This window comes from Reyranella sp. (genome assembly GCF_017305915.1).
Taxonomy (GTDB): domain Bacteria; phylum Pseudomonadota; class Alphaproteobacteria; order Reyranellales; family Reyranellaceae; genus Reyranella.
The window spans coordinates 39,422-57,467 of sequence record NZ_JAFKJN010000029.1 but is presented as its reverse complement, the minus strand read 5'-3'; the positions used below and the strand labels follow the sequence as shown (position 1 = coordinate 57,467).

The 18,046-nt window shown below is 68.7% G+C and carries 15 protein-coding genes; 11 read left to right on the top strand and 4 right to left on the bottom strand.

The features are described from left to right. Positions 1 to 16: 16 nt before the first annotated feature. Together boxC and boxB are read left to right on the top strand one after the other, a co-directional pair. The gene (gene boxC, locus J0J01_RS25905) at positions 17 to 1,675 is read left to right on the top strand and encodes a 2,3-epoxybenzoyl-CoA dihydrolase (protein ID WP_296386027.1); all 1,659 of its coding nucleotides are present in this window, start codon (positions 17 to 19) and stop codon (positions 1,673 to 1,675) included. Between the two features lie 9 nt (positions 1,676 to 1,684). Then, positions 1,685 to 3,103 (top strand): benzoyl-CoA 2,3-epoxidase subunit BoxB, encoded by a 1,419-nt coding sequence (gene boxB, locus J0J01_RS25900; protein WP_296386025.1) that lies wholly within the window; start codon positions 1,685 to 1,687, stop codon positions 3,101 to 3,103. Here boxB and J0J01_RS25895 read toward each other — a convergent pair. After that, on the bottom strand, positions 3,100 to 4,761 hold the full coding sequence (locus J0J01_RS25895; RefSeq protein ID WP_296386024.1) for a SulP family inorganic anion transporter: 1,662 nt from the start codon (positions 4,759 to 4,761) through the stop codon (positions 3,100 to 3,102). The genes boxB and J0J01_RS25895 overlap by 4 nt on opposite strands. Positions 4,762 to 4,872: 111 nt before the next feature. Between J0J01_RS25895 and J0J01_RS25890 the strand changes: the two genes are divergently transcribed. The 7 genes from J0J01_RS25890 to J0J01_RS25860 all read left to right on the top strand — a co-directional run bounded on the left by J0J01_RS25890 (position 4,873) and on the right by J0J01_RS25860 (position 11,727). Then, on the top strand, positions 4,873 to 5,127 hold the full coding sequence (locus J0J01_RS25890; protein ID WP_296386022.1) for an addiction module protein: 255 nt from the start codon (positions 4,873 to 4,875) through the stop codon (positions 5,125 to 5,127). 332 nt (positions 5,128 to 5,459) lie between these two features. Beyond that, positions 5,460 to 7,013, top strand: a complete 1,554-nt coding sequence (locus J0J01_RS25885) for a benzoate-CoA ligase family protein (RefSeq protein WP_296386020.1) — start codon at positions 5,460 to 5,462, stop codon at positions 7,011 to 7,013. Between the two features lie 47 nt (positions 7,014 to 7,060). Continuing rightward, positions 7,061 to 8,239, top strand: coding sequence for an ABC transporter substrate-binding protein (locus tag J0J01_RS25880; protein WP_296386018.1), 1,179 nt, complete (start codon positions 7,061 to 7,063; stop codon positions 8,237 to 8,239). Between the two features lie 167 nt (positions 8,240 to 8,406). After that, positions 8,407 to 9,321, top strand: coding sequence for a branched-chain amino acid ABC transporter permease (locus J0J01_RS25875; RefSeq protein WP_296386016.1), 915 nt, complete (start codon positions 8,407 to 8,409; stop codon positions 9,319 to 9,321). Further along, positions 9,321 to 10,280 carry a branched-chain amino acid ABC transporter permease gene (locus J0J01_RS25870; RefSeq protein WP_296386096.1) on the top strand — a complete coding sequence of 320 codons (960 nt, stop codon included), beginning with the start codon at positions 9,321 to 9,323 and terminating at the stop codon, positions 10,278 to 10,280. The genes J0J01_RS25875 and J0J01_RS25870 overlap by 1 nt, the downstream gene beginning before the upstream one ends. Continuing rightward, positions 10,277 to 11,026: an ABC transporter ATP-binding protein gene (locus J0J01_RS25865; RefSeq protein WP_296386015.1), complete on the top strand. Its 750-nt coding sequence runs from the start codon at positions 10,277 to 10,279 to the stop codon at positions 11,024 to 11,026. Before J0J01_RS25870 ends, J0J01_RS25865 begins: the two co-directional genes overlap by 4 nt. Then, positions 11,026 to 11,727, top strand: a complete 702-nt coding sequence (locus tag J0J01_RS25860) for an ABC transporter ATP-binding protein (RefSeq protein ID WP_296386012.1) — start codon at positions 11,026 to 11,028, stop codon at positions 11,725 to 11,727. Before J0J01_RS25865 ends, J0J01_RS25860 begins: the two co-directional genes overlap by 1 nt. Here the strand turns inward: J0J01_RS25860 and J0J01_RS25855 are convergent. The 3 genes from J0J01_RS25855 to J0J01_RS25845 all read right to left on the bottom strand — a co-directional run bounded on the left by J0J01_RS25855 (position 11,712) and on the right by J0J01_RS25845 (position 15,457). Then, a complete protein-coding gene (locus J0J01_RS25855; protein ID WP_296386010.1) occupies positions 11,712 to 13,076 on the bottom strand; it encodes an MmgE/PrpD family protein in 1,365 nt (454 codons plus the stop codon). The two genes, J0J01_RS25860 and J0J01_RS25855, sit on opposite strands and share 16 nt — an antisense overlap. Positions 13,077 to 13,186: 110 nt before the next feature. Then, complete coding sequence (locus J0J01_RS25850) at positions 13,187 to 14,776, bottom strand: ATP-binding protein (RefSeq protein ID WP_296386008.1); 1,590 nt, start codon at positions 14,774 to 14,776, stop codon at positions 13,187 to 13,189. A gap of 9 nt (positions 14,777 to 14,785) precedes the next feature. Beyond that, a complete protein-coding gene (locus tag J0J01_RS25845; RefSeq protein ID WP_296386006.1) occupies positions 14,786 to 15,457 on the bottom strand; it encodes a response regulator transcription factor in 672 nt (223 codons plus the stop codon). Between the two features lie 132 nt (positions 15,458 to 15,589). Between J0J01_RS25845 and creD the strand changes: the two genes are divergently transcribed. After that, the gene (gene creD / locus J0J01_RS25840) at positions 15,590 to 16,882 is read left to right on the top strand and encodes a cell envelope integrity protein CreD (protein WP_296386004.1); all 1,293 of its coding nucleotides are present in this window, start codon (positions 15,590 to 15,592) and stop codon (positions 16,880 to 16,882) included. A 74-nt stretch (positions 16,883 to 16,956) separates the two neighbouring features. Beyond that, positions 16,957 to 18,039, top strand: a complete 1,083-nt coding sequence (locus tag J0J01_RS25835; protein WP_296386002.1) for a polyamine ABC transporter substrate-binding protein — start codon at positions 16,957 to 16,959, stop codon at positions 18,037 to 18,039. Positions 18,040 to 18,046: the final 7 nt, after the last annotated feature.

The following is an 18,046-nucleotide window of genomic DNA, read 5'->3' as shown; positions in this document are numbered from 1 at the left end:
AGAAATAGGGAACGCCATGGCTGACACCATCGACTTCCGCACCGAGCCGGCCGCTTACAAGCACTGGAAGCTCGAGACCGAGAACGGCGTCGCCTATCTCACCATGGACGTGAACGAGGATGGCGGCTTGCGGCCCGGCTACAAGCTCAAGCTCAACTCGTACGACCTCGGCGTCGACATCGAGCTCGCCGACGCCGTGCAGCGGCTGCGCTTCGAGCATCCGGAGATCGGCGCGGTGGTGATCCGCAGCCAGCGCGACCGCATCTTCTGCTCCGGCGCCAACATCAACATGCTTGGCCTGTCGAGCCACGACCACAAGGTCAACTTCTGCAAGTTCACCAACGAGACGCGTCTGGCCATCGAGGACGCGACCGAGCATTCGGACCAGACCTACATCTGCTCGATCAACGGCATCGCCGCCGGCGGCGGCTACGAGCTGGCGCTGGCCTGCGACCAGATCCTGCTGGCCGACGACGGCTCGAGCGCGGTGTCGCTGCCCGAGCTGCCCTTGCTCGCCGTGCTGCCCGGCACCGGAGGTCTCACGCGACTCGTCGACAAGCGCCTGGTGCGGCGCGACCACGCCGACTTCTTCTGCACCACCGCCGAGGGCGTGCGCGGCAAGCGTGCCCAGCAATGGCGCCTGGTCGACAAGCTGATCCCGCCGAGCAAGCTCACGGCCGAGACGCAGAAGATCGCGCAAGAGGTCGCCACCAAGTCCAAGCGCCCGAAGGACGCAAAGGGCATCGCCCTGCCCGCCGTCGAGCGCACCGTCGAGGGCGACACGCTGCGTTACCCGCATCTCACGGTCGAGCTCGACCGCGAGCGCCGCGCCGCCCACTTCCGCATCGGCGGCCCGTCCTCCGCAGCCCCGGCCGATGCCGCGGCAATCCAGGCGCAAGGCGCCGCCTTCTGGCCGCTGGCACTGGCCCGCTCGCTCGACGACGCGATGATGCATCTGCGGCTGAACGAGACGGAGATCGGCACCTGGGTGCTGCACAGCCAGGGCGACGCCGCGCTGGTCGAGGCCTACGATGCGCTGCTCGCGAAGGAACAGGCGAACTGGCTGGTGCGCGAGATCGTTCTGTACTGGAAGCGCACGCTGAAGCGGCTCGACGTCTCCTCGCGCAGCCTGATCGCGCTGGTCGAACCCGGCTCGTGCTTCACCGGCACGCTGTTCGAGCTCGTGCTGGCGGCCGACCGCTCCTACATGCTGGATGGCGTGTTCGAGGGCTCGAACCTGCCGGCCGCGGCGATCAAGCTGACCGGCATGAACTTCGGCCCCTACCCGATGGGCAATGGCCTGACGCGGCTCGGCACGCGCTTCCTCAGCGAGCCCAAGCACGTCGGTAACCTGAAGAATGAGATTGGCGAAGCGATCGATGCCGAAGCGGCCGACGAACTCGGCCTCGTGACCTTCACGCCCGACGACATCGACTGGGAGGACGAGGTGCGCCTCGTCCTCGAGGAGCGCGCCGGCTTCTCGCCCGATGGGCTGATCGGCATGGAGGCGAACCTGCGCTTCGCCGGCCCGGAGACGATGGAGACCAAGATCTTCTCCCGCCTCTCGGCCTGGCAGAACTGGATCTTCCAGCGGCCCAACGCCACCGGACCGGAGGGCGCGCTGAAGCTCTACGGCACCGGCAAGCAAGCCAAGTACGACCGCAAGCGCGCGTAGGAGGAAACAATGGCCATCGACTACACCCAGCGCATCCCCAACAACGTCGACCTCTCGTCCGACCGCCGCCTGCAGCGCGCGCTCGAGAACTGGCAGCCGCGCTTCCTCGACTGGTGGAAGGACATGGGGCCGGACGGCACGTTGAACTTCGACGTCTATCTGCGCACCGCGATCTCGGCCGAAGCCAACGGCTGGGCGAACTTCGGCTACGTCAAGATGCCGGACTATCGCTGGGGCATCTTCCTCGCCGGCCAGGACCCCAACCGCGTGATCGCCTACGGCGACAACAAGGGCAAGCCGGCGTGGCAGGAAGTGCCGGGCGAGCTGCGCTCGACCCTGCGCCGCCTGATCGTCACCCAGGGCGACACCGAGCCCGCGTCGGTCGAGCAGCAGCGGATGCTCGGCAAGACCGCGCCGTCGCTCTACGACCTGCGCAACGTCTTCCAGATCAACTGCGAGGAAGGCCGGCACCTGTGGGCCATGGTCTACCTGCTGCACGCCTATTTCGGCCGCGACGGGCGCGAGGAGGCCGAGATGCTGCTGGAGCGCCATTCCGGCGACCCCGACAAGCCGCGCATCCTCGGCGCCTTCAACGAGCAGACGCCGGACTGGCTCTCCTTCTTCATGTTCACCTACTTCACCGACCGCGACGGCAAGTACCAGCTCGCCTCGCTCGCCGAGTCGGGCTTCGATCCGCTGGCGCGCTCTTGCCGCTTCATGCTGATCGAGGAGGCGCACCACATGTTCGTGGGCGAATCGGGCGTGCAGCGCATCGTCCAGCGCACCTGCGACCTGATGAAGGAGCACAAGACCGACGACGTGCGCAGCCTGGGCGCGATCGACCTCGCGACCATCCAGAAGTACCTCAACTTCCACTTTTCCGTGTCCTTGGACCTTTTCGGCCAGGAGGCGTCGACCAACGCCGCCAACTACTACACGATGGGCGTCAAGGGCCGGTACCTCGAGACCCGGATCGAGGACGACCACGTCCTGACCGCCGCCACCTTCGAGATCGACACGGCCGACGACGGCCGCATCGTGCGCAGGACCGTGCCGGCGCTGTCGGCGCTGAACGAGCGGCTGCGCAACGACTATGTCGAGGACTGCGCCAAGGGCCTGCTGAAGTGGAACAAGGCGATCGCCGATTCAGGCATCGCCTTCGAGCTCGAGCTGCCGCATCGCGCCTTCAACCGCCGCATCGGCGCCTTCAACGAGCTGCACGTCTCGCCCGAGGGCAAGCCGATGAGCGCCGAGGCGTGGAAGGCCAACGCCCACAAGTGGCTGCCGACCGACGAGGACCGCGCCTACGTCACCTCGCTGATGGGCAGCGCGGTGGTCGAGCCCGGCAAGTTCGCCAACTGGATCGCGCCGCCGCAGCACGGCATCAACCGCCAGCCGGCCAACTTCGAATATGTCCGCTTCAACTAGAGCCTGATCGCTTGCACGGCGGCGGCGACACTGGGATAGGTCGGGTCGGGCTCGTCGGGCCCGAGCGCCAGGCCGCGCTCGATGTCGCGCTTCACGCGGTCGCGCAGGTTGCCGAACAGGAGCTGGATGCCGCGCTCGCGCAGCTCGCCGTCGAGCTCGACCAGCATGTCGCAGGCCATCAGGTCGATGTCGTTGATCGCGCTGCAATCGATCACGACCGCCTTCACCGGCGGCGCGGCGCCGGCGACCAGCGCCTCGATGCGCTCGCGGAAGAGAGTGCTGTTGGCGAAGAAGATCAGCGCCGAGAAGCGATAGACCACCACGCCCGGCACCGGCACCGCGTCGGGACGGTAGGCCGGGTCGTGCCACTCGCCGTCCGGCGTGCGGCCGAGCACGGCGTCGGGCGGAAAGGCGAAGGCGCGCAGCAGCAGCACGATCGCGAACACCACGCCGAGCAGGATTCCCTCCATGACGCCGAGCGTCACTACGCCGACCAGCGTCACCAGCGCGCCGACCAGCTCGACGCCGCGGAAGCGCCACAGCCGGCCGAACTCGTGGAACTCGCACAGGCTCCAGGCCGCCGCCATCAGCACGCCGCCCAAGGCCGCCATCGGCAGGTAGGCGAGGAAGCGCGACAGCCACAGCATGACGGCGACGATCACCAGCGCGGCGACCAGCGACGTCACCTGGCTGCGCGCGCCGGCCGCCTCGGCGACGGCAGTGCGCGAATCGCTGGCGCTGATCGGCAGGCCCTGGCTCGCCCCCGACACCAGGTTGGCGATGCCCAGCGCCACCAGCTCCTGGTTGGCGTCGATGCGGTAGCGGTTGCGCGCGGCGAAGGCGCGGGCGGCAATGACGGTGTCGGAGAAGGACAGCAGCGCCGTCACGAAGGCGATCGGCAGCAGGTCGTCGAAGTCCTGCAGCGACGGGATCGGCAGGACCAGCGACGGCAGGCCGGCCGGCACGTGGCCGACCAGCGCGACGCCGTAGCGGTCGAGCCCGAGCAGCGGCACCGCCGCGGCCGCGGCAGCGAGCGCGACGACGGCGCCCGGCACGCGCCTGGCGAAGCGGCGGCACAGCAGGATGACGGCGAAGCAGGCCGCGCCGATCGCCAGGCTCGCGAGATTGGACTGGCCGAGATGCGCCAGCAGGCTCAGGAACTGCTCGAGCGTGGTCTCGCCTTGGGCCTTGATGCCCAGCACCTTGGGCAGCTGGGCGCCGACGATGACCAGCGCCAGGCCGTGCATGAAGCCGACGATCACCGGCTTGGACAGGAAGTTGGCGATGAAGCCCAGCCGCAGCAGGCCGCCCAGCAGGCAGAGCACGCCGACCATGAGGCCGAGATCGGCGGCCAGCATGGCGAGCCGCATCGGGTCGCCCTTGGCCAGTGGGATCAGGGTAACGGCGACGATCGCCGCCATCGCCGAATCGGGGCCGACGATCAGTTGCCGCGAGCTGCCGAACAGGGCGTAGGCCAAGAGCGGCAGCATGCTGCCGTAGAGGCCGGCCATCGGCAGCCCGGCCAGCTCGCCGTAGGCGAGCCCGACCGGCACCATCACGGCGCCCAGCGTCAGGCCCGCCGCGAGATCATGCGGCAGGAACGACGGCTGATAGGTTCGAAGAGCCGCCAAGCCCGGCAGCCAGCGCGCAAAATCCATGGCGATCTCCCCACCCCGATATGACATTTGCCGGCCGGTTAAGCTACACGGCGGCCGTGACGACACGCTGGCCGTTGGGAGACAGCAAGAAAGGGAGGTAAACTCGCAGCCATGGCACAACCTACTGACCCCGCTTCGCTCACTGTCGAAGAGCGGCTTCGTCTCATCGAGGAGCTGTGGTCCAGCATCGAGAAGGACGCTGAACGCGGCGATCCTGCTGCCCTGGAGGCGCTGGCATTCGACGACACGATCGACCCCAAACTGCTCGCCGAATTTGAACGGCGGGCGGACGAGTTGGAGCGTGACCCGTCGAAGGGCGTCCGATGGGAAGACCTGCGTGAGGAGCTGCGGCGCAAGTACGGATGAAGCGCGCCGTCATCCTCGCCGACGCAACCGCGGAAGAATTGAAGGATCGTCTTTCCTATCTTGCGGAGGTCTCTCCAGGCACCGAACGGGCGCTTTGGCGCGATTTCGCCCGCCTCCTCGACCTGCTGTCGGAGTTCCCCGAGCTGCACGAAGAGTATGCACGCCGTCTCCGTCGAGCCGTACTCAAGCGCTGGTCGCTCGGCGTTTTCTACCGGACGACCGAGCGCTTCGTCATCGTCACCGGATTGATGGATCTCCGCCGAGATCCGGCTGCCATCCGCCGACGCTTCGGTCTACATGAAGAACCTGCAACCTTTGCTTCGCATCCTGCCATGACCCTTCCGCACGATATCTCCTTCGGTCCGGACAACAAGGTCCGGCTGCCCCAGCGCTTCAACGTCGCGGTGCCGTTCATCGACCGGCATCTGACCGAAGGTCGCAGCGACAAGGTCGCGATCCGCACGGTGCACGGCGAGGCCGTCACCTTCGGCGCGCTCGCCGAGCGGGTGAACCGCGCGGGCAACGCGTTGCTGGCGCAGGGGCTCAGGCCGGGCGACCGGCTGCTGATGGCGGTGAAGGATTGCCCGGCGTTCTTCTATCTGTTCTGGGGCGCGATCAAGGCCGGCATCGTGCCGGTGCCGCCCAACACGCTGCTGCGCGCCGCCGACTACGCCTACATGTTCGAGGATTCGGGCTGCGGCCTGGTCGTCTACTCGACGGAGTTCGCGGGCGAGATCGAGCCGGCGCTGAAGCAGTTCCCGGTCAAGATGCTGACGGTCGATGCCTTCCTCGCCGAGATGGCGAAGGCGTCACCGCAGCTCGAGGCGCGATTGGCGGCGCCGACCGACGACTGCTTCTGGCTCTATTCCTCCGGCTCGACCGGCCGGCCGAAGGGCGCAGTGCACGGCCATCGCGACATGGTGGTGACCAGCGAGCTCTACGGCGTGCGCGTGCTCGGCGTCACCGACAAGGACGTCTCCTACTCCGCCGCCAAGCTGTTCTTCGCCTACGGTCTCGGCAACGCCATGACCTTCCCGCTGTGGACCGGCAGCACCGCGATCCTCGACGACCGCCGGCCGACGCCGGACACCACCTTCGACAACATCGAGAAATTCCAGCCGACGCTCTATTACGGCGTGCCGACGCTCTACGCCGCGCAGCTCGCGGCGCTCGACCAGAAGCCGCGCCAGCTCGACAGCATCCGCGCCTGCGTCTCGGCGGGCGAGCCGCTGCCGGCCGACATCTTCCGCCGCTGGAAGGAGAAGACGGGCACGGTGATCCTCGACGGCATCGGCTCGACCGAGTGCCTGCACATCTTCATCGGCAACCGGCTCGACGACTATCGCCCCGGCACCAGCGGCAAGCCGGTGCCCGGCTACGAGGTCAAGGTGGTCGACGATGCCCGCCAGCCAGTGAAGAAAGGCGAGAGCGGCGCGCTGTGGATCCGCGCCGAATCGGCGGCCAAGTATTACTGGAACAAGCCCGAGAAGACCGCCGAGACCATGATCGACGGCTGGCTGAACACCGGCGACACCTACCGCGAGGATCCCGACGGCTACCTGGTCTACGAGGGCCGCAGCGACGACATGCTGAAGGTCGGCGGCATCTGGTGCTCGCCGATCGAGATCGAGAGCTGCCTGATCACCCATCCGGCGGTGCTCGAGGCCGCGGTGATCGGCCAGGCCGACGCCGACCAGCTCATCAAGCCCAAGGCGATCGTGGTGCTGAAGCAGGCGGGCGGCGGCGGCGCGGCCCTCACCGACGAACTGACCGACCTCTGCCGGAAGAGCCTGGCGCCCTACAAGTACCCGCGCTGGATCGAGTACGTCGCCGAGCTGCCCAAGACGGCGACCGGCAAGATCCAGCGCTTTAAATTGCGCGCATGAAGGTTTTCGGCTCATATACAGACCGACTGAAACAGGGAGTGGGGCACATGACGGCCAAATTGTTTGGGTCCGCAACAATCGCGTTGGCGGCGCTCGCGCTGCAGCCCGCGGGGGCGCAGCAGAGCGTCAAGATCGGTTTCGTCAGCACCTTCTCGGGCCCGCAGGCGGCGATCGGCGAGGACATGCGCCGCTCGGTCGAGCTCGCCAAGGAGCATCTCGGCGGCAAGATCGCCGGCAAGCCGATCGAGATCGTCTACGAGGACGACCAGTTCAAGCCCGACGTCGGCAAGGCGCGGTCGGAGAAGCTCGTGCAGCAGGACAAGGTGAGCTTCGTCGCCGGCTACATCTGGTCGAACGTGCTGCTCGCCTCGCTCAAGACCGTGACCGACGAGGGCGACACCATCCTGATCTCGGCCAATGCCGGCCCGTCGCAGATCGCGGGCGAGCTGTGCAACAAGAACTACTTCTCGACCTCGTGGCAGAACGACCAGACGCCGATGGCGATGGGCGACTACCTCAACACCAAGGGCGTCAAGAGCCTCTACGTCGTCGGCCCGAACTACGCTGCCGGCAAGGACATGCTCGCGGGCGTCAAGCGCACCTACAAGGGCAAGCTGCTCGGCGAGGACTACACCAAGTGGCCCGACCAGCTCGACTTCTCGGCCGAGCTGACCAAGATCGCCCAGGCCAAGCCCGACGGCATCTTCATCTTCTATCCCGGCGCGCACGGCGTGCAGTTCGTCAAGCAGTGGGTGCAGGCCGGCCTCAACAAGACCGTGCCGCTCTACCAGGTGTTCTCGATCGACGCGATCACGCTGCCGCAGCAGGGCGAAGCGGCGCTCGGCACGCTCGGCGCCCAGGAGTGGGTCAACGACCTGCCGAACGAGCAGAACAAGCGCTACGTCGCCGACTTCAAGAAGAAGCACAACGTCTACCCGTCCTACTACGGCGCGCAGAGCTACGACGCGATCATGCTGATCGCCTCGGCCGCCGAGGCGCTGAAGGGCGACCTCTCCAACAAGGACAAGGTGCGGGCCGAGCTGAAGAAGGCCAACTTCAAGTCGCTGCGCGGCGACTTCAAGTTCAACACCAACCAGTTCCCGATCCAGAACTTCTACATCCAGGAGACGGTGAAGGACGCCGCCGGCATGATGACGGTCAAGACCATCGCCACCGCGGTCAAGGACGGCAAGGACGCCTACTACGACAAGTGCTCGATGAAGTGAGGCATGGATTCCTCCCCAGTCTTCTGGGGAGGTGTCAGCGTCTTACGCTGACGGAGGGGTCATGAGTCTTGACCCCGCCGTCGCCGTGAGGCGGCGACACCTCGCCATCGGAATGGGGAGGAAAGGAATGGGAGCGCTCTCGCGCTCCCGTTTCGTTTGAGGGGACAATGGACTATCTCCTGATCCAGGTGCTGAACGGCGTCCAACTCGGGCTGCTGATGTTCCTGCTCGCGGCCGGGCTGACGCTGACCTTCGGCATCATGGACCTCGTCAACCTGGCGCACGGCTCGCTCTACATGGTGGGCGCGTACCTCGCCTGGACCTTCATCACCTGGACCGATTCGTTCGTGCTGGGTGCGCTGCTCGCCCTCCCGGCGACCTTCGTGGTCGGCGTGCTGCTCGAGATGACGGTCGTGCGAAGGCTGTACGCGCGCGACCATCTCGACCAGGTGCTGGCGACCTTCGGCCTGATCCTGTTCTTCAACGACCTGGTGCGCCTGGTCTGGGGTCCGGCCGGCAAGAGCATCGCCGTGCCGTCGTTCCTGAGCCACACCGTGCAGATCCTGCCGGGCGTGCCCTACCCGGCCTACCGCTTCGCCCTGATCGTGGTCGGCAGCCTGGTGGCGCTGCTGCTCGCCTGGCTGGTGGCGCGCACCCGCATGGGCATGCTGATCCGTGCCGGCGCCTCCAACCGGCGCATGATCGCGGCGCTGGGCGTCAATATCGAGCTGCTGTTCAGCCTGGTGTTCGGCCTCGGCGCGGTGTTCGCAGGCCTGGCCGGCCTGATGGCGGCGCCGATCGCCTCGGTGAAGATCGGCATGGGCGACGACATCCTGATCCTCGCCTTCGTGATCATCGTCATCGGCGGCATCGGCTCGATCAAGGGCGCGTTCGTCGCCGCCATGATCGTGGGCCAGATCGACATCGTCGGCCGCGCCTTCCTGCCCGAGCTGCTCAAGGCCTTCCTGCCGCCCGCCTCGGCGTCGGCCGCCGCGCCCGCGATCAGCCAGGTGCTGATCTACGTCCTGATGGCCGCCGTGCTGGTGTGGCGGCCGACCGGCCTGTTCGGGCAGCGCACGTGATCGAGCGTCTCAAACAGCCGCGCGCGATCGTCACGGCACTGCTGCTGGTGCTGCTGGCGGTCCTGCCGCTGCTCACCCAGGCGTTCGACCAGCGCTACCTGCTGTCGGTCGGCACGCGCATCGTCATCTGGTCGATCGCCGCGGTCAGCCTGAACATGATCCTGGGCTATGGCGGGCTGGTGAGCTTCGGCCATGCCGCCTTCTTCGGCATCGGCGGCTACGCCGTCGGCATCCTCTCGGCCGAGGGCATCCAGAGCGGCTGGATCCAGTGGCCGGTCGCGCTCGCCGTCTCGATCGCGTGGGCGACGCTGGTCGGCGCGCTGTCGCTCAGGACCCGCGGCGTCTACTTCATCATGATCACGCTCGCCTTCGCGCAGCTCGTCTACTACCTCGCCTCGGGACTCGAAGGATATGGCGGCGACGACGGCCTGAACATCAGCCGCAGCCGCTTCGGGATCATCGACCTGCGCGACAAGGCGCAGTTCTACTGGCTGTGTTTCGCGCTGCTCTGCGGCACCCTGTGGTTCTGCGGCCGGCTCGCCCATTCGCGATTCGGCTACGTGCTGCGCGGCGCCAAGTCGAACGAGCTGCGCATGACCGCGCTCGGCTTCCCGGTGTTCCAGGTCCGCCTGGTCGCCTGCATCATCGCCGGCGCCTTCGGCGGGCTGGCCGGCATCCTGCTCGCCAACGAGGGCGCCTATGTCTCGCCCGCGATGATGTCGTGGGTGAAGTCGGGCGACCTGATCGTGATCGTCGTGCTGGGCGGCATCGGCGTACGCTTCGGGCCGCTCTACGGAGCCGTCGTCTTCTTCGCGCTGGAGGAGCTGCTGAAGCCCTTCCTCGACCTGCTGCACAAGGGCTGGGGCGAATACTGGCAGCTCGCATTCGGCCCGCTGCTGGTGATCGTCGCCCTCTATGCCCGGGGCGGCATGGCCTCGCTGCTGAGGGCGCGCGAATGACCGCCCTGCTCACCGCCGACCGGCTGGTCAAGCGCTTCGGCGGCCTGATCGCCACCGACAACGTCTCGATCGACGTGGCGGACGGCGAGATCCACGCCCTGATCGGTCCCAACGGCGCCGGCAAGACGACGCTGGTCGGCCAGCTCACCGGCAACCTCGCGCCCGACTCAGGGACGATCCGCTTCGCCGGCCGCGACGTCACCCACCTGCCGACGCATGCGCGGGTACGGCTGGGCCTCGGTCGCTCGTTCCAGATCACCTCGGTGCTGCGCGAGTTCTCCGCTCTCGACAACGTGGCGCTCGCCCTCCAGGCACACGACGGCCATTCCTTCCGCTTCCTCGCCGACGTCCGCCGCGACCGCGCACGGCGCGCCAAGGCGCAGGCCGGCCTCGACGCCGTCGGCCTCGGTGCGCGCGCCACGACGCCCGCCGCGGCGCTCAGCCATGGCGAGCAGCGCCAGCTCGAGATCGCCATGGCGATGGCGGGCGAGCCCAAGCTGCTGCTGCTCGACGAGCCGATGGCCGGCATGGGCGCCGAGGAGAGCCAGCGCATGGTCGAAACCTTGCGCGGCCTCAAGAGCCGCTGCGGCATGCTGCTCATCGAGCACGACATGGATGCGGTGTTCGCGCTGGCCGACCGCATCACCGTGCTGGTCTATGGCCGCGCCCTCTTCTGCGGCACGCCGGACGAGATCCGCCGCCATCCCGAGGTCCGCCAGGCCTATCTCGGCGAGGACGGCGCGTGATGCTGAAGGTCGAGAACCTCGAAGGCTTCTACGGCGCCAGCCAGGCGCTGTTCGGCATGGCCTTCGCGGTCGATGCCGGCGAGGTCGTGACCCTGATGGGCCGCAACGGCATGGGCAAGACCACGACCGTGCACGCCGTCATGGGCCTGCTGGCGGCGCGCCGCGGCACCATCGAATTCGAGGGCCAGCGCGTCGACCAGCTCCCCGCCTTCCGGATCGCGCGGCTCGGCCTCGGGCTGGTGCCCGAAGGCCGCCAGATCTTCCCCAACCTCTCGGTGCGCGAGAACCTGGTCGCGGCGTCGGCCAACCGCACCGCCCGGCCGAGCCCGTGGACGCTCCGGCGCGTGTTCGAGTTCTTCCCGCGGCTCAAGGAACGGCAGGCCAATCGCGGCAACCAGCTCTCGGGCGGCGAGCAGCAGATGCTGGCGATCGGCCGCGCGCTGATGACCAACCCCAAGCTGCTGATCCTCGACGAGGCGACCGAAGGCCTGGCGCCGCTGATCCGGCAGGAGATCTGGGCCTGCCTGCGACGGCTCAAGGCCGAGGGCCAGGCGATCCTGGTGATCGACAAGAATGTCGGCGCCCTGATCGGCCTCGCCGACCGCCACTACATCGTCGAGAAAGGCCGCGTGGTCTGGTCCGGCCCGTCATCGGCGCTGGCCGCCGATCCCGAGCTGCAGCACCGCTATCTCGGGGTGTAGCCCGCCGCCAATTCGCCGAGCGCGCCGACATCGTCAGCGCTTTCCAGGCGGTCAACGGTTTCGATCAGGCGGTCGGCCGTGCCCGGCGGCAGCGGGGTCGCGGCGAACGCGAGGCAGCGGTGGAACTTGGCGAGGTGCTGATCGCGCGTCAGCGGCCGCGCCGGATGGGCAAGCATGGTCTTGCAGCGCCAGGAGAGCGCCGCGCCATTCTTGAGATGGACGGTCACGGTCTGCGGCGCGAGGGCATTGGGATCGGGATTGCCGTCGTCGCGGGTCGCGACGCGCGCGGCGAGCACATGCGTCTCGGGATCGGTCAGCGCCTGCCCGCGGAAATCCGACAGATCGATTGCGCCGTTCTTCAGCACCCTGGCCACGGCGTAGGCCACGCAGAGGCGCAGGTAGCTCGCCCTCGCATCGGCCCGCGGCGGGCGCCCGACCAGGCGGACGATCAGCGGCGGCGCATCGATTTCCACCTTGGCCACGTCGGCAGCCGCGAAGCCGTGGTCGGCCTGCAGCGCCATGACGCCTTCGATCCCGCCATGGGTGGCGCGGCCGGCCGGGAACGGCTTGTGGCTGAATTCGGCGATCCGCCAGTCGCGGCCGAGGCTCTCGAGGATCGGTTCCAGCTCGAAGGCGCCCTCGAACAGGCTGAGATAACCGTAGGGTCCCTCGAAGATCGCCTGCGGCGGCGCCCAGCCGAGTGTCGCCAGCTCGCAGGACTGCAGCGCCGCCCGCGCATTGAACGCGACCTGTGCCGGCAGGATGGGGCTGCCCTCGGTGTGGGCCTGCATGGTGCCGCTGACCTGAGCGAGCTGCCAGGCGAAGGCCGCTTCCAGTGCCTTCCGATCGAGCCCCAGCAGGCGCGCGGCTGCCGCGACGGCGCCGAAACCTCCGGCCGTCCCCGGCCGGAAGAAGCGAAACCCGGCCTTCGAGGCGAGGCCGAGCCCCGCCGCGATATCCGCGCCGACCGCGACCGCGGCGATCAGCTTGCGGCCCGTCACGCCGCGCTGAGTCGCGGCGGCCAGCGCCACCGGCAGGGTCGTCGCCAGGGCATGCACCACGGCGCCCTCGTGCAGGCAGTCGTATTCCTGATTGTGCATCTGCCAGGCGTTGAGGAAGGCGGCCGCCGGCGCCGCGAGCCGCGTCGCCCGTCCCCAGACCGGCACCGCCGGCGCGCCCCAGCCGGACGCGACGCGCAGCAGCCCGTCGCCGCCGTCGACCGAGGAGCCGGCGATGCCGACCCCGAGGCTGTCGAGGACGTACACCTTGGCTCGTTCGACGGCCGTCGCCGGCAGATCGGAAAAGCGCATCTCGAGCGCATGGGCGGCAAAGCGGGCGGCAACGGTCATACGCGGTATCCTAACACCATGGGGGAGGGAGGGTGTGTCGGCAGGATTCCCGGAAAAGCCTTGTGCCAAGTGCATCGGAGGCTTCCCACGGCGGTGGGAAGTCTCGGCCCTTAGGCCGGTTTCAGCCGAATCCGGAACAGGGCGCCCTTCTCGGCCGCCTCCAGCGACAGCTCGCCGCCGAACGCCTGAACGCGGCGCTGGGCGATAGCGAGGCCCAGCCCCGTGCCGCCGGCGTCACGCCGGGTGGTGAAGAAGCGGTCGAAAATGCGCTGGGCATTGCCCGGCGAGACGCCGACGCCGTCGTCGCGCACCTCGACCACAACGCCGTCGGCCAGGCGGCCGGAGATCGTCACCGAGGCTTGGGCACCGGCATGCTGGCGCGCATTGTCGAGCAGGTTGGCCAGCGCGATGTCGAACGAGGTGCGGTCGATGGTGGCGGGCAAGGATGCCGGCATAGCCTCGACCGCGACCCGCTGCCCGGCCTTGCGCGCCTCGGCCGCGATCTCGGCCGCCGCCGCGGCGACATCGCAGCGCTCGTCGCCCTGCGGCGTGACGGCGTCGGCGCGGGCCAGCTCGAGGATGCGGGTGACCAGCCGCTCCAGCCGCGCGGTGTCGGCCAGCATGTTCGACAGGAAGCGCCGCCGCTCGTCCTCCGACATCTCGCCGAGATGGTCGCGCAGCAGCTCGGCGCCGCCGCGGATGCCGGTGAGCGGCGTCTTGAACTCGTGGCTGATGCCGAGCGCCAGCTCGCGCACATAGTCGGCGCGCGCCTCGAGCTTGCGCGCCATGGTGACGATCGAGTCGGAGAGCTCGCGCGCCTCGCGCATCAGCGGCCGGTGCAATGGCTCGACGGCGCGGATCTCGCCGCGCGCCACCCGCCGCGCCATCGCCGCGAGCTGGCGGGTCGGCCGGATCACCGTCTGGCCGGTGAACCAGGCGAGCGCCGTCACCGTCGCCAGCAGCACGATCGCCAGCTCGAGCAGCGCATAGCGCTTGCTGTACAGCGTCTGCACGATGTTGCGCGGCGTGCGCGACACCAGCACGGCGCCCAGCACATGGCCCTCGGCCAGGATCGGCACCGCCACGAACACGCGCAGCGCCGTGTTTCGGCTGATCGAGATCATGCTGTAGTCGGCCGGATCGACGTCGCGCTCGCGCAACGCCGCCTTGGGTGCGCCGCGCAGCGCATGCGCCACCTCGTCCTGCGCCGCCAGGCTCTTGCCGAGGTCCTCGTCCTGCGTCGCCGCCACCACGACGCCGCTTGCGTCGAGGATGCGCATGCCGGCGAGCGTCATGCGCCGCGCCTCCTTGACCACGGGGTCGAGCGAGCGCGCGACCGCCAGCGCCACCGGATCGGCGGGCTGCGGCGGCGGCACGGCGTCGGCCGGCCGCGGCAGGATCGGCGCGTCGGCAAGGTCGAGCTGCGGCAGCAGCGGGATCCAGCCGGCGCCATACTGGACGCTGCCCGCCCATTGCAGCTCGACCTTGGGCATCGCCTCGAGCGCGCCGGCCGGCGCGCGTTCCAGCCAGGTGGCGCGGTAGGACGCGGACAACACCGCGGCCTGCGCCATCAGCTCGGCCTCGGTCTGGCGGATCAGCGCGCTCTCGTAGAGCCGCAGGATGCCGATGCCCGCGACCGGCAGCAGCAGGACGGCGAGATAGGTCGCCAGCAGCAGCGTGCGGATGCCGGGCAGACGCAACGGACCGGCTCAGCTCGCGAGCTTGTAGCCGACGCCGTGCACCGTCTCGATCGGGTCGCCGCCCAGCGCCTGGAACTTGGCGCGGATGTGGCGGACGTGGCTGTCGATCGTGCGGTCGCTGACGAAGCGGGCGTTGGCATAGGCCGCCGTCATCAGGTTGTCGCGGGTGAAGGCGCGGCGCGGCTGGGCGGCGATCGCCTTGAGCAGCGAGAACTCGGTGGCGGTGAGCGGCACCTCGGTGCCGGCCCACGAGGCGGTGTGGGCCTCGAGGTCGATCACCAGCGCGCCGCGCACCAGACGCTCGGTCTCGGGCGCGGCGCCGCCCTTGCGCCGCAGCACCGCCTTGACCCGCGCCACCAGCTCGCCCGGGCTGAACGGCTTCACGACATAGTCGTCGGCGCCGAGCTCGAGCCCCAGGATGCGGTCCATCTCCTCGTCCTTGGAGGTGAGGAAGATGATCGGCACATCGGACTGGCTGCGCAGGCGGCGGCAGACCTCGGTGCCGTCGAGCTCGGGCATCAGGATGTCGAGGATCACCAGCGCCGGCAGCTCACGCGCCGCCGTCTCCAGCCCGGCCTTGCCGTCGCCGGCGGCGCGCGGCTGGAAGCCCGCCCGCCGCAGGGCGAAGCACACCACGTCCCGGATATGCGCATCGTCGTCGACGACCAGAACCTTTCGCATGGGTTGCAACTCTAGCGCCGGCCCGCGGCCTGTCGACGGGGGCGCCGCGCTTTGCATCGAAAATCCATGACTCCTGCGCCTTCCCTGCACGCCCCGGCCGCACGGTCCCGCCGTCACAACCGGAGACCGCCGATGATCTTCCGCCTTGCCTACGAGTTTCTGTCGGGCGGCAGCCTGCTCGCCCGCGCCCTCTTGCTGGCCGCGCTCACGCTGGCGCTCAAGATCCCGCTCGACCTGGTCGGCACCGTGGTCGCCGACCGTCAGGGCTACCAGGAGGAAGCGATCAAGAGCGTCCAGACGTGGTGGGGCAAGGCGCAGACCTTCGTCGGCCCGCGCATCCTGGTGCCCCACAAGGAGCGGCCGGTGTCGCGGCAGGCCATCCTGCTGCCGCAGAAGCTCACCCTCAACGGCGAGATCATGCCCGAGCAGCGCCGGCGCGGCCTGTTCGCCGTGCCGGTCTATCGCGCCAGCCTCGACGTGGTGGCCGAGTTCGACCTGCGCGAGCTGCGCGCGCTGTCGGCCGGCGACAACGAGCTCGACTGGAGCGCCGCCCGCCTGCTGGTCGGCGTCAGCGAGGACCGTTCGCTCTCCGCCGAGACGGTCGATGTCGACGGCACGCCGGTCGAATGGACCGCCGATACCGGCAGCTGGCTCAGCTCCCTGCAGGCGAGCCTCGGTAGCGGCCTCGCCGCGCGCGACTCCGTGACCGTGCGTTTCCGCATCACCTTCGCGGGCAGCGGCCGGTTGTCGCTGGTGCCGCTCGGCAAGCGCACCGAGGCGACGCTGGTCTCGCCGTGGCCGTCGCCGAGCTTCGTCGGCCCCTACCTGCCCGCGAGCCAGACGGTCGGCCGGGACGGTTTCCGGGCGACCTGGATGACCTCGTCGCTGGGCCGCGGCTATCCGCAGCTCTGGGGCCGCCTGCCCGCCGATGGACCGGCGCCGTCGGCGGTGCTCGAATCGGCGTTCGGCGTCACCCTGGTCACGCCGATCGACGCCTATCGCGAGACCGACCGGGCGATCAAATACGGCGTGCTGTTCATCGGCCTGACCCTGGCCGCCTGCCTGCTGTTCGAGCTGGCGACCGGCACGCGGCCGCATCCGCTGCAGTACGGCCTGATCGGCCTGTCGCTCTGCGTCTTTTACCTCCTGCTGCTGTCGTTCAGCGAGCAGATCGGCTTCGGGTCAGCCTATCTGGTGAGCGCCGCCGCCGTCGCCGGCCAGGCCGCGGTCTATACCGGCGCCGTGCAGCGCCGGTTTGCGCCGGGCCTGGCCTTCGGCGGTTTCCTCGCCGTCCTGTACGCCGCGCTCTACGCCCTGCTGCAGCTCGAGGACGTCGCCCTGCTGGCGGGCTCGCTGCTGCTGTTCGCCATGCTGTCGCTCGCCATGTGGTTCACGCGCAACCTGCATCGCCCGCAGACAGCTTGAACCTCGAACGGGGCAGGCGCTTGCCTTTCGGCCGAGCCGCCGGGATCATGCGCCCGCCCCGTTCGGAGTATTCGATGCGCTTTCTTGCTGGCCTGCTGCTGTTGCTGACATTGGCGTCGCCCGCGACCGCCCAGAAGCAGGTCAATGTCTACAACTGGTCGGATTACATCGCCGAGGACCGGCTCAAGGTCTTCACTGCCGAGACCGGCATCAAGGTCAACTACACGACCTACGACAGCAACGAGATCCTCGATGCCAAGCTGAAGGCCGGCCGTTCGGGCTACGACGTCGTCGTGCCGACGGCCTCGCCTTTCCTGGTGCGCCAGCTCGCCGCCAAGCTCTACCAGCCGATCGACAAGGCCAAGCTCAAGAACCTGGGCAACCTCGATCCCAAGCTCATGGCCGAGCTCGCCAAGTACGATCCCGGCAACCGGCACGCCATCCCGTGGATGTGGGGCACGATCGGCGTCGGCTACAATGTCGCCGAGATCAGGAAGCGGATGCCCGACGCGCCGGTCGAGTCGCTCGGCATGATCTTCGATCCCAAGATCGTCAGCCGCTTCGCCGATTGCGGCGTCATGGTGCTCGACAGCGCCACCGACATGTTCCCGGCGGCGCTGAAGTATCTCGGGCTCGATCCCGATTCCAAGAGCAGCGCGGATCTCGCCAAGGCGGCCGAGGTGATGAAGGCGATCCGGCCGTCGATCCGCAAGTTCCATTCGTCGGAGTACATCAACGCGCTGGCCGGCGGCGACATCTGCCTGGCCTTCGGCTACTCGGGCGACATCCTCCAGGCACGCGACCGCGCCGCCAAGGCCGCGCAGAAGCGCGAGATCGCCTACGGCCCGCCCAAGGAAGGCGCGATGCTGTGGATCGATACAGCGGCGATCCCCAAGGACGCGCCCAACCCGGAGCAGGCCCATCGCTTCCTCGACTTCATGCTGGAGCCCAAGGTCGCGGCGGCGTCGAGCACCCTCACCGGCTACGCCAACGCCAACCTCCCGGCAACGGCGCTGCTCGACAAGGCGATCGCCGGCAACCCGTGGATCTACCCGCCCGCCGAGGCGCGGGCCAAGCTCTACACCATCACCGCCGCCAACGCCGAGCAGACCCGCGAACGCACGCGGCTGTGGACCGCGATCAAGACCGGCCGCTAAGTTGGCC